The organism is Streptomyces sp. AA1529 (assembly GCF_000280905.1).
Taxonomy (GTDB): domain Bacteria; phylum Actinomycetota; class Actinomycetes; order Streptomycetales; family Streptomycetaceae; genus Streptomyces.
Map to the genome: position 1 here is coordinate 51,424 of NZ_ALAP01000009.1, position 26,602 is coordinate 78,025.

The 26,602-nt window shown below is 75.2% G+C and carries 19 protein-coding genes and 1 other RNA gene; 14 read left to right on the forward strand and 6 right to left on the reverse strand.

The features are described 5' to 3' along the window. Positions 1 to 4: 4 nt before the first annotated feature. From A949_RS32070 to A949_RS0101580, 4 genes are all read right to left on the reverse strand, one after another. A complete protein-coding gene (locus A949_RS32070) occupies positions 5 to 2,287 on the reverse strand; it encodes a bifunctional glycosyltransferase/CDP-glycerol:glycerophosphate glycerophosphotransferase (RefSeq protein ID WP_019354251.1) in 2,283 nt (760 codons plus the stop codon). After that, complete coding sequence (locus tag A949_RS0101570) at positions 2,185 to 4,641, reverse strand: bifunctional glycosyltransferase/CDP-glycerol:glycerophosphate glycerophosphotransferase (protein ID WP_019354252.1); 2,457 nt, start codon at positions 4,639 to 4,641, stop codon at positions 2,185 to 2,187. Before A949_RS0101570 ends, A949_RS32070 begins: the two co-directional genes overlap by 103 nt. 228 nt (positions 4,642 to 4,869) lie before the next feature. Next, positions 4,870 to 5,643, reverse strand: a complete 774-nt coding sequence (locus tag A949_RS0101575) for a decaprenylphospho-beta-D-erythro-pentofuranosid-2-ulose 2-reductase (protein WP_019354253.1) — start codon at positions 5,641 to 5,643, stop codon at positions 4,870 to 4,872. Positions 5,644 to 5,797: 154 nt separating this feature from the next. Continuing rightward, on the reverse strand, positions 5,798 to 7,204 hold the full coding sequence (locus A949_RS0101580) for an FAD-binding oxidoreductase (protein WP_019354254.1): 1,407 nt from the start codon (positions 7,202 to 7,204) through the stop codon (positions 5,798 to 5,800). 151 nt (positions 7,205 to 7,355) lie between these two features. Between A949_RS0101580 and A949_RS32075 the strand changes: the two genes are divergently transcribed. The 3 genes from A949_RS32075 (at position 7,356) to A949_RS32080 (ending at position 9,744) form a co-directional block, all read left to right on the forward strand. After that, the gene (locus A949_RS32075; RefSeq protein WP_192817115.1) at positions 7,356 to 7,928 is read left to right on the forward strand and encodes a phosphatase PAP2 family protein; all 573 of its coding nucleotides are present in this window, start codon (positions 7,356 to 7,358) and stop codon (positions 7,926 to 7,928) included. Next, positions 7,925 to 9,007 (forward strand): decaprenyl-phosphate phosphoribosyltransferase, encoded by a 1,083-nt coding sequence (locus A949_RS0101590; RefSeq protein WP_019354256.1) that lies wholly within the window; start codon positions 7,925 to 7,927, stop codon positions 9,005 to 9,007. The genes A949_RS32075 and A949_RS0101590 overlap by 4 nt, the downstream gene beginning before the upstream one ends. A 146-nt stretch (positions 9,008 to 9,153) precedes the next feature. Next, a complete protein-coding gene (locus tag A949_RS32080) occupies positions 9,154 to 9,744 on the forward strand; it encodes a GtrA family protein (RefSeq protein ID WP_019354257.1) in 591 nt (196 codons plus the stop codon). 48 nt (positions 9,745 to 9,792) lie between these two features. Here the strand turns inward: A949_RS32080 and A949_RS32085 are convergent, their stop codons facing one another. Beyond that, positions 9,793 to 14,007: an FHA domain-containing protein gene (locus A949_RS32085; protein WP_063826235.1), complete on the reverse strand. Its 4,215-nt coding sequence runs from the start codon at positions 14,005 to 14,007 to the stop codon at positions 9,793 to 9,795. Between the two features lie 377 nt (positions 14,008 to 14,384). On the opposite strand from A949_RS32085, the gene A949_RS0101605 reads away from it, so the two are divergent. The 5 genes from A949_RS0101605 (at position 14,385) to A949_RS0101625 (ending at position 20,856) form a co-directional block, all read left to right on the forward strand. Further along, positions 14,385 to 16,124: a serine/threonine-protein kinase gene (locus A949_RS0101605; protein WP_019354259.1), complete on the forward strand. Its 1,740-nt coding sequence runs from the start codon at positions 14,385 to 14,387 to the stop codon at positions 16,122 to 16,124. A gap of 187 nt (positions 16,125 to 16,311) precedes the next feature. Beyond that, positions 16,312 to 17,688: a serine/threonine-protein kinase gene (locus A949_RS32090; protein ID WP_019354260.1), complete on the forward strand. Its 1,377-nt coding sequence runs from the start codon at positions 16,312 to 16,314 to the stop codon at positions 17,686 to 17,688. Between the two features lie 169 nt (positions 17,689 to 17,857). Beyond that, positions 17,858 to 18,631 carry a 2OG-Fe dioxygenase family protein gene (locus A949_RS0101615; RefSeq protein ID WP_019354261.1) on the forward strand — a complete coding sequence of 258 codons (774 nt, stop codon included), beginning with the start codon at positions 17,858 to 17,860 and terminating at the stop codon, positions 18,629 to 18,631. A gap of 35 nt (positions 18,632 to 18,666) precedes the next feature. Beyond that, complete coding sequence (gene prfB, locus A949_RS0101620; protein WP_019354262.1) at positions 18,667 to 19,782, forward strand: peptide chain release factor 2; 1,116 nt, start codon at positions 18,667 to 18,669, stop codon at positions 19,780 to 19,782. Positions 19,783 to 20,049: 267 nt separating this feature from the next. Next, entirely contained in the window at positions 20,050 to 20,856 is an 807-nt protein-coding gene (locus tag A949_RS0101625; RefSeq protein WP_026004246.1) for a hypothetical protein, read from the forward strand. Between the two features lie 168 nt (positions 20,857 to 21,024). On the opposite strand, the gene A949_RS36020 is transcribed toward A949_RS0101625, so the two are convergent. Continuing rightward, positions 21,025 to 21,219, reverse strand: a complete 195-nt coding sequence (locus tag A949_RS36020; protein WP_078534678.1) for a hypothetical protein — start codon at positions 21,217 to 21,219, stop codon at positions 21,025 to 21,027. A 265-nt stretch (positions 21,220 to 21,484) separates the two neighbouring features. On the opposite strand from A949_RS36020, the gene ftsE reads away from it, so the two are divergent. From ftsE to A949_RS32095, 6 genes are all read left to right on the forward strand, one after another. After that, complete coding sequence (gene ftsE / locus A949_RS0101630; RefSeq protein ID WP_019354263.1) at positions 21,485 to 22,174, forward strand: cell division ATP-binding protein FtsE; 690 nt, start codon at positions 21,485 to 21,487, stop codon at positions 22,172 to 22,174. Positions 22,175 to 22,215: 41 nt separating this feature from the next. Further along, complete coding sequence (gene ftsX / locus A949_RS0101635; protein WP_019354264.1) at positions 22,216 to 23,130, forward strand: permease-like cell division protein FtsX; 915 nt, start codon at positions 22,216 to 22,218, stop codon at positions 23,128 to 23,130. Positions 23,131 to 23,198: 68 nt separating this feature from the next. Further along, positions 23,199 to 24,518 (forward strand): S41 family peptidase, encoded by a 1,320-nt coding sequence (locus A949_RS0101640; RefSeq protein ID WP_026004247.1) that lies wholly within the window; start codon positions 23,199 to 23,201, stop codon positions 24,516 to 24,518. Between the two features lie 27 nt (positions 24,519 to 24,545). Next, positions 24,546 to 25,067 (forward strand): SsrA-binding protein SmpB, encoded by a 522-nt coding sequence (gene smpB / locus A949_RS0101645; RefSeq protein ID WP_026004248.1) that lies wholly within the window; start codon positions 24,546 to 24,548, stop codon positions 25,065 to 25,067. A gap of 130 nt (positions 25,068 to 25,197) precedes the next feature. Continuing rightward, positions 25,198 to 25,570, forward strand: a transfer-messenger RNA (tmRNA) gene (ssrA, locus tag A949_RS35850). A gap of 367 nt (positions 25,571 to 25,937) precedes the next feature. After that, positions 25,938 to 26,567 carry a GOLPH3/VPS74 family protein gene (locus A949_RS32095; RefSeq protein WP_019354268.1) on the forward strand — a complete coding sequence of 210 codons (630 nt, stop codon included), beginning with the start codon at positions 25,938 to 25,940 and terminating at the stop codon, positions 26,565 to 26,567. The last annotated feature ends 35 nt before the right edge of the window (positions 26,568 to 26,602 follow it).

Sequence of the window (26,602 nt, forward strand, 5' to 3'; positions counted from 1 at the left end):
CCGGTCAGCTGAGCGCCTGGGGCCTGTCCGCCTCCGGTCCTGCCGCCTCCGCCGCGAGGATCGCCTCGGCCTGCTCCGGGGTGGGCGCCGGGCGCCGCTCGGCGAGCGGCACCACCGGCGGCAGCGCCGCCGCGTCCTCGCCCAGCAGCACCCCGCGCACCGCGCGTTCGGCGGCGTGCCCGTCGTCCCAGGGGCAGAACCGCTCCCGGAAGGCACCGCGCAGTGCCCGGGCCTCCGGGCCGCGCCAGGTGCCGCTGCGGAAGACCGCGGTCAGCTCGTCCTCGGTGCGGGTGACCGGGCCCGGGGTCTCGCCCGCGCGGCCGGAGAGCAGGTCGAAGTAGGTGCCCCGGGCATCGCGGTAGCTCTCCCAGTCGGGCGCGTGGACGACCAGCGGCCGGTCGAGGTTGGCGTAGTCGAACATCAGTGACGAGTAGTCCGTGATCAGCGCGTCCGCCGCCAGGCACAGGTCCTCGACCGAGGGGTGCCGGGAGACGTCCCGCACCAGCCCGCGCGCGTGCAGATCGCGCAGCACCGCGTCCCGTCCGTAGTAGTAGTGGGTGCGCACCAGCAGCACGTACTCCTCGCCCAGCCCGGCGCTCAGCCGCTCCAGGTCGAGACGGGGGACGAAGCCCCTGCGGTAGTCGCGTGCCGTCGGCGCGTACAGCAGGGCGAGCCGGCCGCGCGGGATGCCGAGCCGGGCGCGGACCGCGGCGACCTCCTGCGCGGTGGCCGTCGCGAACCGGTCGTTGCGCGGGTAGCCGGCGGACAGGTCCTGGTAGCCGGAGGGGAAGACCCGGTCCCACACCTCGGCCGAGTGCGGATTGGCGGTGAGGCTCACGTCCCACCGCTCCACCCGGCGCAGCAGCTTGCCGAAGTCCATCTGCGCGGCAGCCGGGTACGGCTGCTGGTCCAGGCCCATCGTCTTGAGCGGGGTGCCGTGGTGGGTCATCAGATGCACCTGGCCGGGCCGCTTCACCAGGTGGTCGGGGAAGTTGACGTTGTTGACGAAGTACCGGGCGCGGGCCAGCATCCGCCAGTAGCGCCGGGAGCCGGGCAGTACATGGTCGGTGCCGGGCGGCAGCGCGGGCACCGCGTCCGGGCGTACCACCCACACGCTGTGCAGCTGCGGCGCCAGCCGCCGGGCGGCGGCCTCGATCGCCTGCGGGTTGCAGGCCACGCCGCGGTTCCAGTAGGCGGAGTAGACGGCCACGTCCGGATAGGCGGGCAGCCGCCGCTGCACGGTGTAGTAGAGCCGGTGCCCGGCGCGGGCGAGCCGCGGGCGGGCCGCGCGGGCCGCCGCGCGGGCGCGCCCGGCGGTGCGGCGCACCGCCTCCCGCGCCGCGAACAGCGGATAGGCGTCGAGGGCCAGCAGCCGGCAGTCCCGCGCCCGCCGCGGCGGCGGAGTGAATCCGTCGGGCACGTGCTCGCGGTAGAGCCGCGCCGCCTCCCGGAAGAAGGCGCGCCGGTCGGCCGGGCGCACCCGCTCCTTGCGCCGGATGCAGAAGACCAGATGCGAGACGGCCCGCTCGAACAGCAGCGGCCGGTGCCGCGCCAACTCGGGGCGGCGCTCCAGGAAGGCGAAGAGGGAGGCGTACTGCGGGAAGATGTCGAAGTGCGCCCGGCCCGGGGAGCGGGTGATGGCGCCCTGGTGCCGCTGCCGGTAGTCGACGCAGACGCGCGGCAGGCAGCCGATGGACCCGGCGCACACCAGTGCCTCGTTCGAGAGCGGCGCGTCCTCGTACAGCCCGGGTTCGAAGCGCAGCCCCTCGCGCAGATAGAAGGCGCGCCGGTAGGCCTTGTTCCAGGCGACGTGGAAGAGGGCGAGCAGCTCGGGGTGTTCGGCGGCGGTGAAGGTCTGGGTGCCGGTCCCGGCGAGCTGGTCGCCGAAGCAGCTCGCCTCGGCGCGCCCGTCCCAGTAGGAGCGCTGGTGGTCGAAGACCAGCACGTCCGGGCCGCCGCAGGCAGCCAGTTGCCGGTCGATCGCGGCCAGGGCGCCCGGCAGGAAGCTGTCGTCGCTGTCGAGGAAGAGCAGGTAGTCGCCGCGTGCGTGCTCGACACCGGTGTTGCGGGCCCGGCCCAGTCCCCCGTTCTCGGCCAGGTGCAGCACCCGCACCCGGGAGTCGCGGGCCGCGTACTCGTCCAGGATGGCGCCGCTGTGGTCGGGGGAGCGGTCGTCGACGGCGATCACCTCCAGGTCGGTGCAGGACTGGCCGAGCACCGAGTCGAGGCACTCGCGCAGGTAGCCCTGGACCTTGAACACGGGTACGACGACGCTGAAGCGGGGCATGACCACCAGTCCTTCGCTGCGGGGGGAGCAAGAGGCGTGCGGGGAGCGGCGCCCGGTCGGGGCCCGCCGGGGCCCGCCGCGGGCGCGGGACGCCGCTCGGCGAGCGGTACGAGGGGCGGCACCGCCGCGGGGACGGCGGCACCCGGCGGCGCGGCGGCACCGGCGGGGGAGCCGGCAGCGCGGCCCGTACCGGCTGCGGGGCCGGTGCCGAGGAAGACGTGCCGGACCACGCGTTCGGCCGCGTGCCCGTCGTCCCAGGGGCAGAACCGCCGGCGGAAGGCGGCGCGCAGGGCGCGCGCGTGCTCGGTGGCGTGCGCGCCGGTGGCGAGGATGTCGATCAGTTCGTCCTCGCTGCGGGCCACCGGGCCCGGCGCGGCCGCCGTCACGTCGAAGTAGGTGCCGCGGGTCTCCCGGTAGGTCTCCCAGTCGGGGGCGTGCACCACCAGCGGCCGGTCGAGGTTGGCGTAGTCGAACATCAGTGACGAGTAGTCGGTGACCAGCACGTCCGAGGCCAGGAACAGCTCCTCGACCGACGGGTGCGCCGACACGTCGAGCAGCCCGCCGGTCGGCCCGCAGGGCAGCCCCTGGCCGGCGTTGAAGTAGTGGGCGCGTGCCAGCACGACGAAGGACGGGCCCAGCGTCGCCACCAGCCGCGCCAGGTCGAGCCAGGGCTGCCGGCCGGGCCGGTGGTCGCGGTGGGTGGGTGCGTACAGCACGGCCGTCACCCCGTCGGGTATGCCCAGCGCGGCGCGGAGGCGGGCGACGTCGGCGGCGGTCGCGGTGTGCAGGGCGTCGTTGCGCGGGTGCCCGAACTCCAGTGTGGTGTACGGCGAGGGGTAGGCGCGCTCCCACACCAGCGTGGAGTGCGGGTTGCCGGAGAGGCTGTAGTCCCAGCGGTCGGTGTGCTCCAGCAGTCTGCCGAAGTCCATGCCGTCGGCGGCGGCCGGATAGCCCATCAGGTCGAGCCCCATGTGCTTGAGCGGGGTGCCGTGGTGGGTCTGGAGGAGGAGCTGGCCGGGCCGTTTGCGGAAGCTGTGCGGCAGATTGACGTTGCTGACCAGGAAGCGGGCCCGGGCGAGCGCCGTCCAGTGGGCCGCCGAGCCCGGCTGCAGCCGCCGTACGCCGGGCGGGAGGGTGTGCGCGTGGTCGGGCGGACATATCCACGCGGTGCGGATGTCCGGGACCAGTTCGCGGGCCTTGGCCTCGATGGCCGCCGGGTGGCAGGAGTAGCCGCGGTCCCAGTAGGCGGAGAAGACGGCCAGGTCCGGATCGAGGGGGCGGTGGCGCTGGAGCAGGTAGTGCCCGCGCAGCAGCGCCTTGCGCAGCACGCGGCGTGCGCGGCGCAGCCGGGCGCCCAGCAGGCGGCGGACGCGGCCCGCGTGCGCCAGCAGCCGGAAGGCGTGGTGCGCCCCGTGCCGTACCAGCATCCGGCGCAGCCGTCTGCCGGGCGGCGCGGCCGGGCGGCCCGTGCCGGGTGCGGGCCGGTGGCGGCGGCAGTGGGCCCGGGCGCGGTGCAGGAACTCGGCGCGCGCCGATCCGGGCAGCCTGCCGGGGGTGCTGTGGATGGTGGCGAAGTGGTCGGTCATCCGCTGGTGCAGGGGGTGGTGCCAGCGGTCCAGTCCGGGACGCGTCGCCAGGAACGCGAACAGCCGGTCGTACTGGTCGAAGACGTCGAAGTGGCGGCGGCCGGTGGTCGTCAGGATGCTGCCGCCGCGGCGCTGGCGGTAGTGCACGCACACCCGGTCCAGCGTGCCGAGGGTGCGCGCGGTGAGCAGCGCCGGGAACGTCCAGGGGGTGTCCTCGTAGGTGCCGGGCGGGAAGGCGAGCCGCTCGCGCAGCAGGAAGGCGCGGCGGTACGCCTTGTTCCAGGCGACGGCGGTGAGCCGGAGCAGCTCGGGCCGCTCGTCGAGGGTGCACACGCCCGGCCCGGCGCCGGGGGCGAGCAGTTCGGGGTGGGCCGGGGGGCCGAGCGAGCCGTCCCAGTGGGCGGGAGCGAAGTCGAACAGCAGGATGTCCGGGTCGCTGGTCTCCGACAGGCGTTCGGCCAGGGCGCGCAGGGTGCCCGGCGCCATGGTGTCGTCGCTGTCGAGGTAGAGGACGTAGTCGCCGCGGGCCCGGGCGGTGCCGGTGTTGCGTGCCGGGCCCAGGCCGATGTTCTCCGCCAGATGGATGACGGTCACCCGCGGGTCGGCCGCGGCGTAGGCGTCCAGGATCTCGCCGCTGGAGTCCGGTGAGCGGTCGTCGACGGCGATGAGTTCGAGGTCCCCGAAGCACTGCCCGAGCACGGAGTCCAGGCACTCGTGCAGATACGCCTGCACCTGGTGGGCGGGGACGATCACGCTGAAACGGGGCATGGCGGTTCCGCGGGGTCGACGGGGGCAGGGGCGGCTGTCGCGCTCGACTGGGGTGAATCATCTGATTTATCCCATACGTCGGACGAGGGCACATCCCGGCGCCGTCCCGTCACCCGCCCCGCCGCCGTACGGTCCCCCGTCCCGTCCTCCGCGCCGCCCGACCGGAACCGGCCCGCAGCGCCGTTCTCGCGCCGCCCCGGAACGCCGCCGCCCCGGCGCCCGCGGACCTCAGCCCGGCAGCCGCCGGAAAACACTGCGCGGCAGATGCCGCAGCACGCTCATCACCGGGCCCAGCGCGGCCGGCACCCACACCGTCCGCGCCCGGCGCCGCACCCCCTGCTCGATCGCCTCCGCCACCGCGCCCGGCGTGGTGGCCAGCGGCGCGGGCGTGCGCCCCGCCGTCATCCGGGTGTGCACGAATCCGGGCCGCACCACCAGCACATGCGCCCCCGAGCCGTGCAGCGCGTCCCCCAGGCCCTGCGCGAACGCGTCCAGCCCCGCCTTGCTGGATCCGTAGAGGAAGTTGGCCCGCCGCGCCCGCTCCCCGGCGACCGAGGAGAGCACCACCAGCGACCCGTGCCCCTGGGCGCGCAGCGCCTTCGCGCACACCAGTCCGGAGGAGACGGCGCCGGTGTAGTTCGTCCGGGTGAGGCGCACGGCCGCCATCGGGTCCTGCTCGTCGCGGAACTGCTCGCCCAGCACCCCGAAGGCGAGCAGGACCAGGTCGATGTCGCCTTCCGCGAAGACCTTCTCCAGCACCTCCTCGTGCGTCTCGGGGGCCAGTGCGTCGAACGGGACCGTGCGCACGGCGACCTCCGCGCCGTGCGCCGCCGCCTCCTCCCGGAGCCCGGCCGCCGCCGCGTCCAGCCCCGGCCCCGGCCGCCCCGCGAGCCAGACCGTGCGGGCCCGGCGGGCCATGAAGCGGCGCACGGCCGCCAGCGCGATCTCGGACGTGCCGCCCAGGACGAGCAGCGACTGCGGGGAACCGAACGCGTCCTTCATGTGTGCTCCAAGGTGTTCTTCCGGGATGCCGGTTCGGAAAGCGCGGGGCCGGGGTGCGCGGAGCCCGCCGGATGCGCCGAACGTGGCCTGCGCCGTGCGGGGACGCGCCGTGCCGGAGCCCGCGGGGCGGGGAGATGTCCGGGCGGGCGCGGGGTCACAGGGCCAGCCGCCGGGCCAGGTCCGAGGTGAAGACGCCGCGCGGGTCCAGCCGGGCGCGCAGCTCACGGAAGTCGGCCAGCCGCGGATACATCCCCGCCAGCAGCTCGGGCCGCATGCGCGCGTCCTTGGCCAGGTACAGCCGTCCCCCGGCCAGCGCGACCTCCTCGTCCAGCAGATCGAGGAAGTCCGCCAGCCCCGGCAGCCCGGTCGGAATGTCCAGCGCCAGCGTCCAGCCCTCCGCGGGGAAGGAGAGCCACCCCGGGTCCCCGGCGCCGAACCGCTTGAGGACGGCGAGGAAGGAGGGGCAGGAGCGGCGCGAGATCAGCCGCACGATGCGGCGCAGCGCGTCGTCGTGCTCCCGCCCCACCACGCACTGCCACTGCACGAACCCCGCGCTGCCGTAGACCCGGTTCCAGTGCGGCAGCCCGTCCAGCGGGTGGAAGAAGGAGGCGAGCCGCTGGAGTTCGCCCCTCCGGCGGCGCGGCGCCTTGTGGTACCAGAACTTGTTGAAGGCCGAGACCGTACTGCCGCGCAGCAGCCCGCCGGGCACGGTGCGCGGCGCGGGCGGCAGCTGCCCGGGCCGGAAGGCCAGCGGGTCCCTGCGCGCCGCGCGGGCCGCCCGCCCCGGCCCCTGCAGCGCGGCCAGCGGTGCGTGGTCGCCGCGGGTCAGCACGGCCCGTCCCGCCGCCGTGCCGCGCGCCAGCAGGTCGATCCAGGCCACCGAGTAGCGGTGGCGGTGGTCGCTCGCGGTCAGCGTGGCCAGCAGCGCGTCCAGGTCCGGGAGCCGCTCGGTGTCCACCGCCATCAGCGACGTCTCCACCGGCAGCAGCCGCACCGTCGCGCTCAGCACCAGCCCGGTCAGGCCCATTCCGCCCGCCGTGGCGTCGAACAGTTCGGTGCCCGGCACGACCGTCCGCACCTGCCCGTCCGCCGTCAGCAGCTCCAGGGAGCGCACATGGCGGCTGAAGGAGCCCGAGAGGTGGTGGTTCTTGCCGTGGATGTCCGCGCCGATCGCGCCGCCGACCGTCACATAGCGGGTCCCCGGGGTCACCGGTACGAACCAGCCCAGCGGGAGCAGGACCGTCATCAGCCGGTGCAGACTGACCCCCGCCTCGCAGGTCACTGTCCCCTCGGCCGCGTCGACCGCCAGCACCCGGTCCAGCCCCGTGGTGTCCAGGACGGTGCCGCCCGCGTTCTGCGCGGCGTCCCCGTAGGCCCGGCCCAGGCCGCGCGGGATGCTGCCGCGCGCCCCGCACTCCAGGACCGCCGCCACCGCCTCCTGGCGGGTGCGCGGCCGCAGCACCCGGGCACCGGTGGGGGCGGTGCCGCCCCAGCCGGTCAGCAGCCGGGCGCTGCGGTCGGGCGCTGCGGACTCGTCGCGCTGGAGGTGCTGAGCGGGCATGGACGTGACGGTAAGCGCCAGGAAAAGCCCGGCGCAGGAGGCGGTGCCGGTGGCGTCGCCGGTGTCGCCGAAAGGTCGCTGAAAGGGTGAAACGACGTGTGTCGGCTCGCGGCTCGGCCTGCGGCGGCGCCGGGCGCGGCAGAGTCGGAGCGTGGCAGCGAAAGCGGTACGACAGTGGGAGCGGCGGCTGTTGTGCGCTCTGGGCGACTGCGCGGCCGACGCCCGGGTGGCCGGCGCCGCCCGCGTACTGTCCTGGAGCGGGGAGCACGCGGCCGTCTGGCTGCTGGTCGGACTCGCCGGCGCCGCCACGGACCGTACGCAGCGGGAGCGCTGGCTCCGGGGCACCGGGCTCGTGGGTGCCGCGCAGCTGGCCAGCATGGGGATCAAGCGGGTCGTGCGCCGCCCGCGCCCCGAGCCGGCGGGCCGCGCCCCGCTCGTACGGACAGCCGGGCGGCACTCCTTCCCCAGTTCGCACGCCGCCTCCTCCGGCGCGGCGGCGCTGGCCCTGGGCGGACTGCGGTACGGGACGCCGCTGGCCGCGCTGGCCGCGCTGATCTGCGTCTCCCGGCTGGTCGCCGGTGTGCACCACCCCTCGGACGTGGTGGCGGGCGCGGCCCTGGGCGCGCTGGTCGTCCGGCTGGGCGGGGCCGCCCGGCCGCAGGGCGCGCAGCACCCGGCCCCGCCCGGCTCCGCCGCGCGGGGTGCGGAGGGGGCGGCCGGATGACCGAACGCTCCACACTGGCCGGCTCCCCCGGGCACCGGGGGACCACCCAGGACCCCGGCGCCGGGCCGAGCGCCGGGCAGGCGGCGGAACCGGCAGCCGGGCAGAGCGCCGGGCCCACCACCGGACCGGCCGCCGGGCCGGCTTCCGAGCCGCGCCGCGCCGGCCGCGCCGGTCCGGCCGCCGGGCAGCCGGCCGGATTCGCCGGCACCCTCCCCGGCGGGCTGCTGCTGACCGTACGGCCCCGGCAGTGGGTGAAGAACCTCCTCGTCCTCGCCGCGCCCGCCGCCGCCGGAGAGCTGGCGGCGGTGCACACGGTGCTCGCGCTCGCCCTCGTCTTCGCCCTGTTCACCGCGGCAGCGGCGGCTGTCTACCTGCTCAACGACGCCCGGGACGCGGAGGCGGACCGGGCCCACCCCGACAAGTGCCGCCGCCCCGTGGCCGCCGGAACCGTGCCGGTGCCGCTCGCCTACGCACTCGGCACCCTGCTCGCCCTGGCCTCGACCACGGCCGCCGCGCTGTTGTGCAACACCGGGACCGCTGCGCTGCTCGCCGGCTACGTGCTCATGCAGATCGCCTACTGCCTGCGGCTCAAGCGGGTCCTGGTCGTCGACCTGGCCGTGGTGACCGCCGGGTTCGTGATGCGCGCCATGTCCGGCGGGCTGGCGCTGGGCATTCCCCTCTCCCGCTGGTTCCTGATCACCGCCGGGTTCGGCGCGCTGTTCATGGTGGCGGGCAAGCGCTACTCGGAGGCGCTGCTGATGGGCGAGGGCGAGGGCGGCACCCGGGCACTGCTGCGCGAGTACACCGTCGGCTACCTGCGCTTCGTCTGGCAGCTCGCCGCCGGGGCCGCGGTGCTCGCCTACTGCCTGTGGGCGCTGGAAGACGGTACCGGCGCCGGGGCCACGCTGTGCCGGCAGCTCTCCATGGTGCCGCTGATCCTGGCGGTGCTGCGGTACGCCGTCTTCACCGACCGCGGCGCGTCCGGCTCCCCCGAGGACGTCCTGCTGCGCGACCGTCCGCTGGCGGTCACCGCACTGTGCTGGGCGGCGCTGTACGGGCTGTCGGTCGCGGGGATGTAGACCGTGCGCGACCGCGGGGTCCGGCGCCGTACGCGTCGGCGGGGTCCGGCGCCGCGCGCGTCCCGGTGGCCCGGAGCCGTGCGTGCCGGAGCGGCCGGGCGCCGGAGGGGGCGGCGGTGAGGGCGCGGAGTGCCCCCGTCTCCCGGATGCCGCCGCGGCTCCGCGCGTTCTGCGCGGAGCTCGCCGGATTCGCCGCCGTCGGTGTCTTCGCCTTCCTCGCGGACCTCGGCGGCTTCCTGTGGCTGCGCGGACCCGTCGGGATGGACCCGATGTACGCCAAGGCCCTGTCCTTCGTGGCGGGCGTCGCCGTCGCCTACACGGGCAACGCGCTGGGCCCCTACCGGCTGCGCGGGCGCCGGGTGGCCGGGGGTTGGCGGAGGTTCGGCGTCTTCGTGCTGGTCAACGCGGCGGGCGGGGCCGTGCAGCTGGGCTGCCTCGGCGTCTCGCGGCAGCTGCTGGGACTGACCTCCGCCCTCGCCGATGTCGTCTCCGGCGCCGGAGTGGGCCTGGTGCTGGGCACCGCCGTGCGGTTCTGGGGGACCCGCACCCTCGTCTTCTCCGGTACACGGGGCCCGGTGCGTACGACCGGCCGCACCCCGGCCGCCGGGTCTCCTGCCTCCGGCCCGTCCGCCGCCCTCGGTCCGGACGGTGCGTCCGGCCCGGACGGTGCGCCCGGTCCGGACGGTGCGCCGGCGCGGGAACGGTCGAGGGTCGACGGCGGGGCGGGGGCCGGGTGACGGAGGCCCGCCCGCCCCGGGACCCACTCGCCGCCGGACTCGCGGTGCCTATCCGGCCCCCGGCGCGGCCCCCGGCGTCACCTGGCGGGCCGCCCGCTCCATCGCGCTGGCCAGCAGCGCCAGATCCGTCGGCCCGTTGCCCAGCTCCCGTACCTGGCGGCGCGCGGGAGGGTCCCCGGCGCGCGCCCAGTCCAACGGCACCACCGTGGGCCGCAGCGTCGCGGTCCGGGGGATCCGGCCGGTGACCCGGCCCGCCTGGAAGGCGACCGGCACCCCGCCCACCACGGTGCCCTCCGGCCCCCGCCGCTGACGCAGGGTCAGGGTGCCCCGGCCGCGCGGCGTGCCCTCGGCGCCGCGCTCGCCGCCGGTCAGCTCCACATGCAGCGCCGCCGTACGGGCCGGTGCCGTGTGCACCGTCCGGTCGGCACGGCCGGTCGCCGCGATCACATGCACGCCGAGCCGGCTCCCCGCCCGGGCCACCGCCTCCAGTGCCCGGACCACCGAACCGGCCGCGGGGCGGCCGGGGTTGCCCAGCGCCGGGTCGACCAGCGTGTCGAAATCGTCCACCAGCACCACGAGCCGGGGCGGCACGCCGCCGGGCCCCAGCGGGGAGGGCGACGTCAGCGGGGGCGCCGCGGCGTCGCCGTCCGGCCCGCCGGTACGCCGCGAACCAGGGGAGTCGGCGGCACCGGTGCCACCGGTGGAATCGGTGCGGGCCGCGTCGGCGCCGGACCCCTCGGTACGGGGCGCCGCGGCCGTCCCCGGCTCCGCGGCCGGCTGGTCCCCGGGCCGCGCCTCGGTGCGCCGCAGCCGGAGGGTGCGCCGGGTACCGTCCGGCTCGGGCTCGGCCGCCCCGCCGCCCCGGACGGCTCGGTCGCCCGGATCCGGCTCCGGCCGCCGGGCGGCCCCGCCCCCGGCCGCCGCGGGTGCCCCGACGGGCCCGCCGGGCGCCCCGGGCTGCTGCGGCAGCGCCTCCAGTCCCGCACCGCTTCCGGCACCGGGCCTTCCGCCGCCCTGGGTTCCGCGCCCGCCCGCGGCGCGGTCCTCCGGGGCACCGCCGTGCGCCCCGGACCGCTGGGCGGCCACGGCGGCCCGCTCCTCGGGTGCCCGGGCGGGCGCCGGGACCTGCACGCCCTCCCCGGCCCGCGGCTCGGCGGCCGCCTCCCGCACCGGTTCCCGCTCCGGCGCCTGCCGGGGAGCCACCACCCGTCCGGAGGGGCGGGCGGCCGAGCGCACATACTCCTCGAAGCTGCTCTCGTCACCGATCAGTTCGGCCCGCCGCTTCAGCTCGGCGCTCAGCGACTGCGCGAACTGCCGCATCCGCACCGGGTCGCCCGCCGTCAGCCGCGCCGTGGTGTGCGGCAGTTCCTCGCACACCCGCAACCCGTCCCCGGCGTCCGCACCGGCGCCGTCCACCAGCACCAGCGCGAGCCGGTCGGGGCGCTCCCCGGCGGCGAGGGAGGCCGCCAGCGAGCGGAGCAGTTCGGTCTTGCCGGATCCGGGGCCGCCGCTGACGAAGGCGTGCCCCGGCAGGGCGCGGCCCGCTGCGCCGGTGTCGCCCTCGGGGACGGCGGGCGCCATCCCGGCGGGCAGCGCCGACAGGTCCGAGAGGTCGGCCTCCAGCGGTCCGTGCGGGCCCGCGCCGAAGACCAGCGGGACCCGGCCCGCAGTGCCGGCGGCCCGCTCCGACCAGCGGGCGAGCAGCGCGGCGGGGGTCGCCCTGGCCAGCCCCAGCTCCTCCAGCAGCCGGCACTGCTCGGGCAGGGTCACGGTCGGGGCCGCCGACGCGTCGGTGTCCGCGCCCTCCGGTTCCCGCAGTGGTGCCAGGGCCCGCGCGAACCGCTCGGCCCATGCCGCCGACACCGCGTCCACGGTGGCCACGGGCCCGCCCGGCGCCCCCGGGCCGCCGCCCGCCGCGGCCCATCGGCCCGGCCCGTCGTGCGGTTCCCGGCCGGGCCGGTCCTGCGGTTCCCCGCCGGGAGCCGCCGCCCCGCCCGGAGCCGGGGCCCGGCCGTCCCGGCGCTGCTCGCCGCGCGGGGCGCCGTCTCCGTTCCGGGTGCGGTGTCCGACCCGGCCTCCCCGGGCGCCGTGCCCCTCGCCTCCGGCCGGTGCGTCCGGGCGCTCCGGGGTGCTGCGCGGGGCCGGCCGTCCGGCGGGGTGCAGGACCTTGACCGCCGTGGCGACGTCGCCGCTCAGCAGGGCGACCGTGCCGCACTCGGCGAACCCGGGGCAGGCGCCGTCCGCCGCTTCGAGGGTCGCGGTCAGCGGCGAGGACGGGCTGGCGGGCGGCGTCTCGGCCAGGCAGAGCAGATGGATACCGGCGGCCGGGCCCTCCCGCGCCAGCCGGGCCGTGCTCGCGCGCAGCGCCGCGGTGCCGGGGTCGCCGTCCACCACCACGACCGCGGCGGGGCCGCGGCCCCCCGCCGGGCGGGGAGCCGAGCCCTGGGCCTCCAGCCGCCGTACCAGCTCCGCCGTGCGCGCGGCCGCCTGGTCGTGGTCGTAGGCCGTCAGCAGTCCGCAGTCCTGGCCGTGCCCCGGGCGCAGATGGGGCAGCCAGCCGAGCCACGCCCACTCCTGCTGCCGCGCCTGGGCGCTGCGCGCCGGGTCGGCCGACAGCAGGACGACCTCCAGCGCGCTGGGCCCGTGCAGGGCCGTCAACTGCGCGAGCACGGACCGGGCCAGTCCGGCCAGCCGCGCCCGCGGCCCGGCCAGCCCGAGCGCGCCCGCGCGGCGCAGGTCGGCGGTGACCGTGTCGCCCTGCCCGCCGGCGCGGTGCGCGATGCCGAGCCGCACGGTCAGCGCGTCCGGATGCTCCGGGCCCCGCTCCCACAGCCGGGGGCCCGGTCCGAGGGCGCTCAGCAGCACCGAGGCCGGGTCCGGCCAGCGCTTCGCACCGTCGGGCGGCATCGACAGGCTGTCGGCGGCGGCCTCCTGGCGGTTCCCGAAGCCCTCGGCCGGGTGCGCCGCGTAGCCGCTCGTGCCGGAGCCGTGGCGCGTCGGCCCGTGCGGTTCCGGGTCGGGGTGCCTGGGCCCGCCGCCGGGCGCCGTGCCGGGCCCGGCCGGCTCCGTACGGGCCGTGAGGCGGCGGGCCCAGGCGCTCAGCCCCCGGCCTCTGCGGGCTGCCGCCTCCCCGCCGTCCGGCGGGGGCCCGGCGGTACTGCCACCCGGGCCGCCGGGCGGTACGAGCCCCGCGCTGTGGGTCATGTCGGCCCCGGGGAAGGGCCCGCCGGACGCCGGTGCGTAGGAGTGCGCGGAGTGGCCCGGGCCGTCCCCCGCGCCCCAGTGCTCGGCTGCCCGGGCGGTTCCTCCGCCGGGGCCCGGCGGCTCGCCGGGGGAGCCGGCCGTCCCCGGTCCCGTTCCGGCGGCGGGGCCCCCGGCGGGCCGCTCGGGGACGAGGCGGAGGCGCCCCTCGCCGTCCGGTGCGGTGGGCAGGGCCAGCGGTGCGGCCGGGCCGGGCGCGGACGGATCCGCCGCGGTGGCGTCCGGGTGCGGGCCGCCGCGGGCGGCGGCCTCCAGCCGGACGGTGGTCTCGCCGATGCGCAGGGTGGCGCCCGGGCGCAGCAGGACGGGCTGCCGGCCGACCGGGGCGCCCTCGACCGTGGTGCCGTTGGTGGAGCCGAGGTCGGTCACGGTGACCGTGCCGCCGTCGGTCACGGTGACGGCGCAGTGCAGCCGGGAGACGTCGGGGTCGTCCAGCGGGACGTCGGCCTCCGCGGAGCGGCCGAGGTGGACCGTGCCGCCCTGCAGCAGGTGGATGCCGCCCGCGTCGGGTCCGCCGGTGACATGCAGCCGGGCTCGGGCCGAGCCGTACGCCGTCAGTGCCGTCACGGCGGCGCCGTGTGCGGGGAGCGCGGCGGGGGCGACGGGGGCGTGCAGCGAGATGAGCGCGCCGTCCAGCAGCGGGGGCTCGCCGATGATCTGGCGGTGCGGGTCGAGCCGCCGGGTCCCGGCGTAGACGACCACCGGCTCCTGCGCCGCCTCCTCCTGGCCCGCCGCCTCGCTCCCGGCGGAACCGGAAGCGGAGGACGATGCGGCCAGCGCTGCCGCTGCCGAGGTCGCCAGTGCGCCGGTCACCGCCGAGAGCACGGTGCCCGCCGGAGCCGTGACCAGTACGTTGGCCTGTCCGACCGGTTGAATCGGGTGGGGCTGTGCCGACTGCGGCCGGGCGGCGGTGCGTGCTGCCGGTCCCGTGCGGCCCCCGCCCGCGTCCGCCGTGCCGCGCGCGCCGCGTGGCGCCGGCGCGACAGTCAGCCGGATCTGCATCTGCGCCTCCAGGTCCCGTCCGCGCCGCGCGCTCGGCGGGCAGCCCACCCACCGCGCTCACGCGCCGGCACATCGTCCGTACCACTGCATGCATACTCGCACCCGCGACCGACAGCGGAGCCGGTCCTGGCCATCCGCCCGATTCTGCCGCGCTGATGATCTTGACCGGGTGACGGCGCCGCCGCAACCATCACCACTCCGTGTGCGTCTTCCGGGGGAGTCGTCCGGCCAGGCGTGCCCACCGGGCACCGGCGCGTGCCCGGTGGGCTGCGCCGGTCACCGCGCGTGCCCGGGAGCGGGTGCGGGCCTCGGCGCCGCCTTGCGCGGCGGCACTATTGTGGGCGGGATTGCAGAACGAGACCAGGGAGCGCATTGACGTGCGGCCGGTAGGCAGCAAGTACCTGCTCGAAGAGCCGCTGGGGCGCGGCGCCACGGGCACCGTCTGGCGGGCCCGCCAGCGCGAGACGGCGGGCTCTGAGGCGGCGGTGGCCGGGCAGCCCGGCGAGACCGTCGCGATCAAGGTCCTCAAGGAGGAGCTGGCCAACGACCCCGACGTGGTGATGCGCTTCCTGCGGGAGCGCTCCGTGCTGCTGCGGCTGACCCACCACAACATCGTCAGAACCCGCGACCTCGTGGTCGAAGGCGATCTGCTGGCGCTCGTGATGGACCTCGTCGAGGGCCCCGACCTGCATCGCTACCTGCGCGAGAACGGCCCGTTCTCGCCCGTCGCGGCCTGCCTGGTCACCGCACAGGTGGCGGACGCGCTGGCCGCCAGCCACGCCGACGGCGTCGTGCACCGGGACCTGAAGCCCGCGAACGTCCTGCTGACCGAGGACGAGACCGGCATGCGCCCGATGCTCACGGACTTCGGCATCGCGCGGCTCGCGGACTCGCCCGGACTGACCCGCACCCAGGAGTTCGTCGGCACCCCCGCCTATGTCGCGCCGGAGTCGGCCGAGGGCCGCCCGCAGACCTCCGCGGTGGACGTCTACGGCGCGGGCATCCTGCTGTACGAGCTGGTCAGCGGCTATCCGCCGTTCAGCGGGGACAGCGCCCTCGCCGTCCTGCACCAGCATCTGGCGCAGGAGCCCGAGCGCCCCGCGCACCTCCCCGACCCGCTGTGGACGGTCATCGAGCACTGCCTGCGCAAGAACCCCGACGAGCGGCCCAGCGCCGAGAACCTGGCGCGCGGCCTGCGGGCCGTCGCCGGCGGTATCGGCGCCCAGGCCACGCCGCAGGCCGCGGGCGCAGCGCTCGGGGTGGCCGCGCTGCTGGCGCCCGACCCCGCGCCCGCACCCGTCCCGGGTTCCGCGCCCGGCGCCCCGGCGGGGGGTGGCGGGCAGTACGATCCCGCGGCGCGGACCGACGTGCTGCCGCAGACCGGCGGCCCGCACGGCGCGCCCGGCCAGTACGACCCGTCGGCCGAGACCAATGTGCTGCCGCAGACCGGCAGTCCGCAGGGCGGTTACGGCCAGGGCGGGCAGGGCGGCCAGGGCGGCGACTCCACCCGGGTCATGCCGCCGGTTCCGGGCGGCCCGCCGCCGGGCGGACCGGGCGGGGCTCCGCAGCAGGACGGCCCCCACCCGTGGGAGAGCCAGCTGCGCGCGGCCCGGGACCGCAACGAGCAGACCCAGTTCCAGCCGCTCGACCCCAGCATGGATCCGCTGCGCCGCCGCCCCCAGCGGCAGGCCCCGCCGCCCGGCCCTCAGGGCCACGGGCAGTACGGCCAGTACGGCGGGCAGGGCCAGTACGGCCAGTACGGGCAGCAGCCCGCGCAGCAGCCGCCGCAGCGCTACGAGCCGCAGCCGCCCAGGGGCCGGGAGCCCCGGCCGCAGCGGGACCCGAGGCCGCAGCGGGATCCGCGGCAAGGGGGGCCGCCGCGCGAGCCCCGGCAGCGCCGCGAGCCGCGGCAGCGCAGCGCCAACCCCATGCGCATCCCGGGGCTGGGCTGCCTCAAGGGGTGCCTGTTCCTCATCGTCATCCTCGTGGTGGCCGGAGTGCTGATCTGGAACCTGACGGACGCTCCGCAGTGGTGGGCCGACGGCAAGAGCTTCTGGGAGTCGACGAAGGACGTGTTCCGCGAGATCGGGGACTTCTTCGACAAGGTCAACAACTGAGGGTCCGGCCCGTCCGACACCCGAACCGGAATCCCGTGGCGGCGGGCCGGAAGCCCCGTGGGGCGGGACCCGGGCACCGGCGGCCAGGGGGATTTGTCGACACCTGAAGGGGGATTTCCCCCACAGAAGTGACAGTTACCGGCATCCGGGGCTCCCAACCCGGGCCCCGCCGCGTAGCTTTGTCGCCATGGCACGGAAGATCGGCAGTCGCTACACGGCACACCGCATCCTCGGCCGCGGCAGCGCCGGAACGGTGTGGCTCGGTGACGGACCGGAGGGTCCCGTCGCCATCAAGCTGCTGCGTGAGGACCTCGCCTCCGACCAGGACCTGGTCGAGCGGTTCGTGCAGGAGCGCAGCGCGCTGCTGTGCCTCGACCATCCGCGCGTCGTCGGCGTACGCGACCTGGTGGTGGACGGCGACGAACTGGCCCTGGTCATGGACCTGGTGCGGGGGACCGATCTGCGCACCAGGCTGGAGCGGGACCGCCGCCTGGCACCCGCCGCTGCGGTCGCCGTCGCCGCCGACGTCGCCGACGCGCTGGCCGCCGCGCACGCCGCCGGGCTGGTGCACCGCGACGTGAAGCCGGAGAACGTGCTGCTGGACGCCCTGGCGCTGGAGGGGCCCGGCGGGGCGCCGCCCGCGCTGCTGACCGATTTCGGCGTCGCCAAGCTCATCGACTCGCCCAGCCGCACCCGCGCCACCTCGATCATCGGCACCCCCGACTACCTGGCGCCCGAGATCGTCGAAGGGCTGCCGCCGCGCGCCGCCGTCGACATCTACGCGCTGGCCACCGTCGTCTACGAACTGCTGGCTGGTTTCACGCCGTTCGGCGGCGGCCACCCCGGCGCGGTGCTGCGCAGACATGTGACCGAGACGGTGGCGCCGCTGCCCGGCATCCCGGACGAGCTGTGGCAGCTCGTCCACCAGTGCCTCGCCAAAGCACCCGCCTCCCGGCTGCGCGCCGCGGAGCTGGCGGCCCGGCTGCGCGAACTGCTGCCGGCCCTGGAGGGGCTGCCGCCGCTGGACATCGACGAGCAGGACGACGAGTACGGCGAGTACGGCGACCACGACGGACCCGCCGACCACGGCGACCACGGGGGACCCGCCGGATACGCGGACCACGACGCGTACCCCGACCACGACGAGTACGCGGGTGACGACGCGTACCCCGGCCACGCGCCGGGCGCGGGCGGCGCCGGAGGCGCGGCGCGCGACCGGCGTCCCGGACCCGGCGCGGCGGCCACCGCGGGCCGCGGCGCCGTGCCCCTCGTCCACTCGCGGGTCGGCCCCGACGCGAACCGGGACACCCACACGAGCATGCGGGTGCCCGGCGAGGACGAACTGGCCGGCGGCGCGCACGGCACGGCGCGCACGCCCCGCGCCGCTGGTGAGGCGCGCGCCGGGTCCGCGCGGCACCGGACCGCCATGCGGCGCAGACGGCTGAAAATAGGTGTTGCCGCCGCGCTGGCCGCCGTGGCCCTCGCGGTGGGCGGCTGGCTGGCCACCGCCGAGGACGACACCGGCTCGTTGCGGGCGCCCGCGTACGGGTACCCGACGGACTGACCGGAAGCCCGTGCGCCGGGCCCGGATGCGCGGCGCGGCGGCGCGTAGCAGGCTGGACGTGCCGGTCGGCGTGTGGGCCGCGCCCGGCGCACCGGCCGTACCGGTCCGGCGAGGCGGGCCGGTACGGGTCCACCGGCCGCAGCCGGGCAGGGCACGAGGGAGGTGCCGCATGGCGGACATCGCGGGCGCCCCGACGCGGCGCAGCGCGGGCGAGATCGCCCGGGCCCGGCAGGCGCTGCTCTCCCGGCATGCCCAGGTGATGGAGTCGGCGGCCGTCTCCCGGTGCGTGGGAGCCGACGCAGCCGACTGGCGGCGCTTCGGCCTGCACTGGGAGGACCTGGCGCCGGAAGGCCACGCCGCGTGGGACGACACACACCGCCTGCGCCGCTACGGGCACTTCTCGCTGGACCGCACCGGTGCGCTGCGCCCGGCGCCGCACCCGGCCTTCGCGCAGCCCGGGGACACCGGTCCCCTCCCGCTCGGGGACGACGGCCACATCGAGCCGCTCACCGACGTCTTCGCCGCGGACCCGCTCTTCAAGGCGCTGGTGCGGATGCTGGGCCGGATCGCGAGCTGTCTGCAGGACGCCGGGGTGTGGAGTGTCCGAGTGCATCCGATCCGGGTGGTGGCCTCGGCCGACCGGACCGTCCTGCCCGTCCCCGAGGGGCGGCACCGTGCCGGGGCGACGCTGGTGAGTTCCCTGCTGGTCGGCCGGCAGAACGCCGTCGGCGGCCGGCACACCGTCTACGCGCCCGACGGCACCCGGCTGCTGACCGCCACCCTGCACGAGCCGGGCAGTCTGCTGCTCGGCGACGACCGGGCCACCCTGCACGAGGTGGGCGCCGTCCGTCCCGCGGAGACCACCGGGCCGGCGCGCCGGGACGTGCTGGTGACCACGCTGACGGCACACCGCAGCGCGGAGCGTGACGCCCAAGTGGGCTAGGGCTGGGGTGGCGGCTTGCGGTTAGGGTGGGGAGCGTGGCAGTCGTCGATGTATCCGAAGAGCTGAAGTCCCTCTCCTCCACCATGGAGTCGATCGAGGCCGTCCTTGACCTGGGCAAAATGCGGTCGGACATCGCCGCGCTCGAGGAGCGGGCGGCGGCCCCCGACCTGTGGGACGACGTCGAGAACGCGCAGAAGCTGACCAGCCGGCTCTCCTATCTCCAGGGGCAGCTGCGCAGAGTCGAGGAGCTGCGGGGGCGGATCGACGACGTCGGGGTGCTCTTCGAGCTGGCCGAGAGCGAGGACGACGCGGACGCCCGCGCCGAGGCGGACAACGAGCTGGCCGCGGTCCGCAAGACGGTGGACGAGCTGGAGGTCCGCACGCTGCTGTCCGGCGAGTACGACCCGCGTGAGGCGGTCGTCAGCGTCCGCGCCGAGGCGGGCGGTGTGGACGCCGCCGACTTCGCCGAGCAGCTGATGCGCATGTACCTGCGCTGGGCCGAGCGCCGGGACTATCCCACCGAGGTGTTCGACATCTCCTACGCGGAGGAGGCGGGCATCAAGTCCGCGACCTTCACGGTGAAGGCGCCGTACGCCTACGGCACGCTCTCGGTGGAGCAGGGCACGCACCGGATGGTGCGGATCTCGCCGTTCGACAACCAGGGCCGCCGCCAGACCTCGTTCGCCGGGGTCGAGGTGCTTCCGGTCGTGGAGCAGGTGGACCACATCGACATCCCGGAGAACGAGCTGCGGATCGACGTCTTCCGCTCCTCGGGGCCCGGTGGCCAGTCGGTGAACACCACGGACTCGGCGGTGCGCATGACGCACCTGCCGACCGGGATCGTCGTCTCCTGCCAGAACGAGAAGTCGCAGATCCAGAACCGCGCCGCCGCCATGCGTGTCATGCAGGCGCGACTGCTCGCCCACCGCCGCCAGGAGGAGCAGGCCAAGATGGACGCGCTCAAGGGCGACGGCGGCAACTCCTGGGGCAGCCAGATGCGTTCGTACGTCCTGCACCCGTACCAGATGGTCAAGGACCTGCGCACCGAGTACGAGGTGGGCAACCCGCAGGGCGTGCTCGACGGCGACATCGACAGCTTCCTGGAGGCCGGTATCCGCTGGCGCAAGCAGCAGGAGCAGGCCCAGAACTGACGTCGCGGCAGGCTTCGTCGGGCATGCCTCGGGCCTGTTCGACGGATCTTCGCTTGACGCGCATACGAGGGCTGGGGAAAGCTGTTGGCTCGGCATGCCTGTGTCAGGAGCGCATGAACGGGGCGAGAGAGCCCCGGTGAAGACGGCGGCAGTCCGGGTGGGGGTACGACATCGCCTCGACATCGCCTCGACGGCAAGCCCGGTGCGGATCGCGCTCCACGCGCAGCGGCCCCATCCACGAGTACAGCTACTGGGGGTAGTTGGAACATGAGCAAATCGAAGACGCGGCTGCGGGTCGCGCGGATCGCCGCAGCGGCAGTGTTCGCCGCGGGCGCCTCGCTGACCGCCGCAGGTGCCGCGCAGGCCGCCGATGTGCCGGGTGACGGTGACTCCGGCGGCATCCTCGGCGGCATTTTCGGCGGTGGCGACAGCGGCGGCGGTGACAGCGGCGGCGACAGCGGCGGCGACAACGGCATCGGCGGCGGCGACGGCGGCATCGGCGGGGACGACGGCGGCATCGGCGGCACTGTCATCGGCGGCAACGACGGTGGCAGCGGCAACGACGGTGGCAACGGCAACGCCGGTGGCAACGACGGCGGTGTCGCCGACGGCGGCAACGGCAACGACGGCGGCAACGCCAACGGCAACGACGGTGGCAACGGCAACGCCGGCGGCAACGACGGTGGCAACGGCAACGCCGGTGGCAACGACGGCGGTGTCGCCGACGGCGGCAACGGCAACGACGGCGGCAACGGCAACGGCGGCAACGGCAACGGCGGCAACGGCAACGGTGGTGGCGGCGAGGAGCCGGCGACCACCGGTGGTTCCGGCGGTGGCGGCGACGACACCTGCGACCTCGACGGTGACCAGGTGAAGTGCGAGGTCGGCACCAACCCGGACAGCGCGGGCAGCCAGCCGGTCCAGGACAGCAAGCCGGAGGCGCCGAAGGACGAGCTGGCCGAGACCGGTTCGGGCGAGACGACCTTCCTGCTGGTGGGCGCGGCGACGATGATCGCCGGTGGCGTTGGGTTCCGCCTGATGCCGAGGCTCGCCTCGCGGCGCACCGCCGCCTGAGGAAGTCAGGCGCCTGAGGAGTCAGGCTCGCACCAGCGCGCCGGGGCGCGGGGGTCTTCGGACCGCCGCAACCCGGCGCGTTCGTGTTTTCCGGTGACGACACACCGTCCGGCGTCCCGGCGGGTCACCCGCCGGGACGGCGCTCGTGCACGGCGCGCGTCTGCGACGTCACGCCGTGGCTACGCGCTGTGCCACAAGTGTTACCGCTATCAGTGCCGCCAGCAGGGCGATCAGCGCCGCCGGGGACAGATGCGCCAGCGGGGCCTCCCGGTGCAGCCGTTCCCGGTGGGCACGGCACACGGCGCAGCGCCCCTCGTTCACGGGCCCCGCGCAGTTGGCACACACCAGTCGATCGCATGTCATGCGAACTCCTCCTCAGTCGCGCCAACGACACCCGTGAGTGATTCGTTCCCCAGGGGTGCTCGATTCCACTCTGCCAGGTGAGGCGGCTCCACGCAGAAACAGGCAGGTGGGGCGCGGGGGCGGGGCGAGGGCGCGGGTGCCGCGTGCGCGGCACGCCACGCTTCGCGTATGGTCGCCCACACCGCTCCCGGCTGACGCCGGAGGGCGTCCCAGGGGGCCGCACCGCGGTTTCCGTTGTCCCTACCCAGGTCGACGTGGTGTATCCGTGATCCGATTCGACAGCGTCTCCAAGTCCTATCCCAAGCAGAACCGCCCGGCGCTCCGCGATGTCTCGCTGGAGGTCGAGCGCGGCGAGTTCGTGTTCCTGGTGGGCTCCTCCGGTTCCGGCAAGTCCACCTTCCTGCGGCTGCTCCTGCGCGAGGAGCGGGCCAGCTCCGGCCAGGTGCATGTACTCGGCAAGGACCTGGCGCGGCTGTCCAACTGGAAGGTGCCGCAGATGCGGCGGCAGCTCGGCACGGTCTTCCAGGACTTCCGGCTGCTGGGCAACAAGACCGTCGGGCAGAACGTCGCCTTCGCGCTGGAGGTCATCGGCAAGTCGCGCGGCCAGATCCGCAAGACGGTCCCCGAGGTCCTCGACCTGGTCGGCCTGGGCGGCAAGGAGGAGCGGATGCCCGGCGAGCTGTCCGGCGGCGAGCAGCAGCGGGTCGCCATCGCGCGGGCCTTCGCCAACCGCCCGATGCTGCTGATCGCCGACGAGCCGACCGGCAACCTGGACCCGCAGACCTCCGTCGGCATCATGAAGCTGCTGGACCGGATCAACCGCACGGGCACCACCGTGGTGATGGCCACCCACGATCAGCAGATCGTCGACCAGATGCGCAAGCGCGTCATCGAACTCGAGACGGGCCGCCTCGTGCGCGACCAGTCGCGCGGTGTCTACGGATACCAGCACTGAGGCGACTGAGGCACCGGCACCAGCACTGAGGAAAGGACGCCATGCGCGCCCAGTTCGTCCTGTCGGAGATCGGCGTCGGTCTCCGCCGCAATCTCACGATGACCTTCGCGGTGATCGTCTCGGTCGCCCTGTCGCTCGCGCTCGCGGGCGGCTCGCTGCTCGCTCAGGAGCAGGTGAGCACGATGAAGGGGTACTGGTTCGACAAGGTCCAGGTCTCGATCTACCTGTGCAACAAGAACGACGCCTCCTCGGACGACCCCAACTGCGCCAAGGGCGCGGTCACCCGGCAGCAGAAGAGCGAGATCAAGGCTGACCTGAAGAAGCTCGACGTCGTCGAGAAGGTCTACCACGAGTCCGCCGACCAGGCGTACAAGCTGTACAAGAAGCAGTTCAAGGACTCGCCGCTGGCCGCCTCGCTGACGCCGGACCAGATGCAGGAGTCCTACCGGGTCAAACTCAAGGACCCGACCAAGTACCAGGTGCTGCAGACCGCCTTCTCCGGCAGACAGGGAGTCCAGGAGGTACAGGACCAGCGCAAGACGCTGGAGCCGCTCTTCAACCTCCTCAACGGTATGAACATCGCGGCCCTGTGCGTGATGTCGCTGATGCTGGTGGTCGCGCTGCTGCTGATCGTCAACACCGTAAGGGTGTCGGCGTTCAGCAGGCGCCGGGAGACCGGGATCATGCGGCTGGTGGGCGCGTCCAGTTTCTACATCCAGATGCCGTTCATCCTGGAGGCCGCCATCGCGGGGCTGATCGGCGCCGGGTTCGCCTGTGTGCTGCTCGTCCTGGGCAAGTACCTCCTGATCAACAACTGGCTGCAGCAGAGGATCACCCTGATCGAGTTCATCGGCTGGGACGCGGTGGTCGCGGTGATGCCGTTGATCCTCGCGGTGGGGCTGCTGATGCCTGCCGTGGCAGCCTTCTTCACGTTGCGCAAGTACCTGAAGGTGTGACGCAGGCCGCGAGGCGCCGTGCACCCAACCCCCCGTGCGGCGCCCCGCACTGGCCTACACTCCGGACCATGCCAGGCTCGTGGTTCCTCGAAACGCGCCCGCGCCGGCCGCGGCGCGGGGCCCTGACGATGGTCTTCGCCGGTGTGCTGGCGACCGGAGCCGCCACCGGAGCGTTCGGCGGGGAGCTGGCCGCCTTCGGGACGGCCGCTCCCGGCAGCGCCGCGCACGGCGCGGGCCGCAGCGCACTCGGCGGCCCGGCCGACGCCAAGGGCGAGTCCGCCGGCTCCCGCGGCGCCCGCGGCCGGACCGGAGGCGACGCGGCGGACGCCGTGGTCAGCCGCAGCGGCGACCGCTGGTCCGCCGCCTACTCGGCCCGCGAGTACGAGGGGCTGCGCCAGGCCCTCGACGGCTCCTACGTGGGGGTCGGCATCTCCGTACGGCAGACCCGGGCCGACGCACCGCGCACCGACGGCTCCGGGAGCGGCGCCGCGGACGCGGAGAGCGCCACCGACCGCGCGGGCGGGCAGCGGGCCGGGCGCGGTACCGCCGTGCGGGTGGAGCGGGTGCAGCCCGGCAGCCCCGCCGACCGCGCCGGAATCCGGGCGGGCGACCGGCTGCGCTCGGTGGCCGGCCGGCACGTGACGGGCAAGCCGGTCACCGCCGTGGTGGCGCTGCTGCGCGGCTCGGACCCGGATTCCCCCGCCGACGCGGCCGACCCCGGTACCCGGGTCCGGCTCCACCTCACCCGCGGCGGCCGTGACCTGCACCGCACGCTGCGCCGGGAGCGGCTGACGACCGAGTCGGTGCGGGTGGACCAGGTCGGCGACGGCGTCACCCGGGTCGCGATCCGCTCCTTCACCCGGGGCTCCGGCGAACAGGTGCGGAAGGCGGTCCGCGAGCGGGTACCCGAGACCGGGCCCGTCCTGCTGGACCTGCGGGGCAACTCCGGCGGCCTGGTGGACGAGGCGGTCACCGCGGCCGGGGCGTTCCTCGACGGCGGTCTCGTCGCCACCTACGACGACGACGGCACCGAGCACGCGCTGTACGCCGAGGACGACGCGGACCAGCCGGGCGACGTCGAGCGGCGCCCGCTGGTCGTCCTGGTCGACGGCGGGACGATGAGCGCGGCCGAGATGCTCACGGGTGCGCTGCAGGACCGGGGCCGCGCCGTCGTGGTCGGCTCGCGCACCTTCGGCAAGGGCTCGGTGCAGATGCCCCGGCCCCAGTCCGACGGCTCCGTCGCCGAGCTGACGGTGGGGCACTACACGACTCCGTCGGGTCGCGACGTGGAGGGGCACGGCATCGCGCCCGACCTCTCGGTGCGCAGCAGGGGCGAGTCCATGGAGCGGGCCAGGACAGTATTGAGTGGCCTCGGGGCCCGGTCGTAGTGGGAGAATGGACCGGCTATGGCGAAGATGAAGACGACACGGACCAATGCCAAGGCCAAGGCCAAGGACGACAAGGACGCCCGGAAGCTCATCGCGCAGAACAAGAAGGCGCGTCATGACTACCTCGTGCTGGACACGTACGAGTGCGGCATCGCGCTGACGGGCACCGAGGTCAAGTCGCTGCGCCAGGGCCGTGCCTCGCTCGTCGACGGCTTCGCCCAGATCGACGGCGGCGAGGCCTGGCTGCACAACGTGCACATCCCGGAGTACGCGCAGGGCACCTGGACCAACCACGCGGCCCGGCGCAAGCGGAAGCTGCTGCTCCATCGGGCCGAGATCGACAAGCTCACCGGCAAGCTCCAGGAGACCGGCTACACCCTGGTCCCGCTCCAGCTCTACTTCTACCGGGGCCGGGCCAAGGTGGAGATCGCCCTGGCCAAGGGCAAGAAGGAGTACGACAAGCGGCAGACGCTCCGCGAGAAGCAGGACCGCCGCGAGGCGGAACGCGCCGTCTCGACGGTCCGCCGCCGCCAGCGCGCGAGCGTCTGAGGCCGCTGCTGCGGAGCACGGTCCCGTCGGCGCCGAAATGGTTGGCATCGCCGCGGCCGGGTCGCGTAGTATGGGAGCAGCATGACGGCACCACCCGTGAGGGTGGCTGTGCAGATTGTCAACTCAACACGGGGATGATCGGTTTCGACAGCGAACGTCGAAGCAGGGGAAGCGAGCCGAGGAACGCGGCAATGATCTCGTTAACCATGTGCCGCAAAAAAATAATCGCCAACACCAAGCGCGATTCCTTCGCCCTCGCTGCCTGAGCAGCGACCTGCGAAGTGTCAGCCCGGGGTAGTTTCCGCCCCGGTTCCTGGCATCAGCTAAGGAAACTCACCGCGTAGGTCCGGTCACGGGACCTACCGGGACATCGAACAGTGACTGGGCCCGTCGGAGACTTGTCCGCGTGATCTCCGGGGCCGAGAAAATCGCAGCGGACTGCGCTCGGAGAAGCCCTGTTTCCACTTCGTTGGACGCGGGTTCGATTCCCGCCATCTCCACGAAGGCGAAAGGCGAGGTGTGCCCACGGAATGCGTGGGCCACCTCGCCTTCGTCGTTTCTGCGCGGCTGTCGCCGCGCGTGCGGGGGCTTCGCCACCCGCGGCCCCCCTTTTTCGCGGCGTGCGGGGTGCCCGGTGGGTGTGGTGGGCGGGGTGTGTCCACGGAATGCGTGGGCCACCTCGCCTTCGTCGTTTCTGCGCGGCTGTCGCCGCGCGTGCGGGGGCTTCGCCACCCGCGGCCCCCCTTTTTTCGCGGCCAGCAGGGGCTTCGCCTCCTGTTCCTGGTGTTCGGTCTTTCCTGATGGTCCTGACCTGCTCTTTCCCCGCCTCCGGCAGCGTGCTGTGATGGGGGGATGCAACGGGTCGGGGTCATGGACAGCTTGCCGGCGCGGCTCTTCCTGCTCGCGTGCGAAGTGGAGAAGGAGCAGCTCAAGTGGGGCGACCAGCTCGGGTACGCGATACGTGCCGGCACCCTCGCGGAGCTGGCGGCGCGGGGCTGCGTCGCCGACGACAAGGGCAGGGTCCGGGCAGTGGGCGGCCACCGCACCGGCGACCCCGTGCTCGACGGCGCGCTCCGCGTCATCGCCGAGCATCCCCGCGCCCGCCGCTGGCACACCTGGGTGCAGCGGGAACGCCGCCAGACCTGCCTCGCCGTGGAGGAGCAGCTGGCCGCCGCCGGAGTGATCCGGGTGGAGAGCAGGCCGCTGCGCCGCAAGCGGATCACGGTGCGTGACCGGAGTGTGCCGGGAGCGCTGCGCGCGGAGGCCGTCGCGACGTTGACCGGCGGGGAGCCGGTGGCCCGGATCGAGCCGTCGCGGGCCGCGCTGGCCTCGTTCGCCGCGCTGGCCCGGCTCTGCCCGGAGCTGGGCTGGCGGGTGCGGCACCAGAACCGCCGCCGTCTCAAGGAGCTGACCGCGCGTGCGGGAGTGGCCGGGCCCGCGCTGAAGAAGGCGATGGACGCGCGGGCCGCGGCCAACAATGCGGGGGCCGCGGGGGGCTGATTCCGTCGCCCGGGGCATCTACCCTGGGCGCAGAG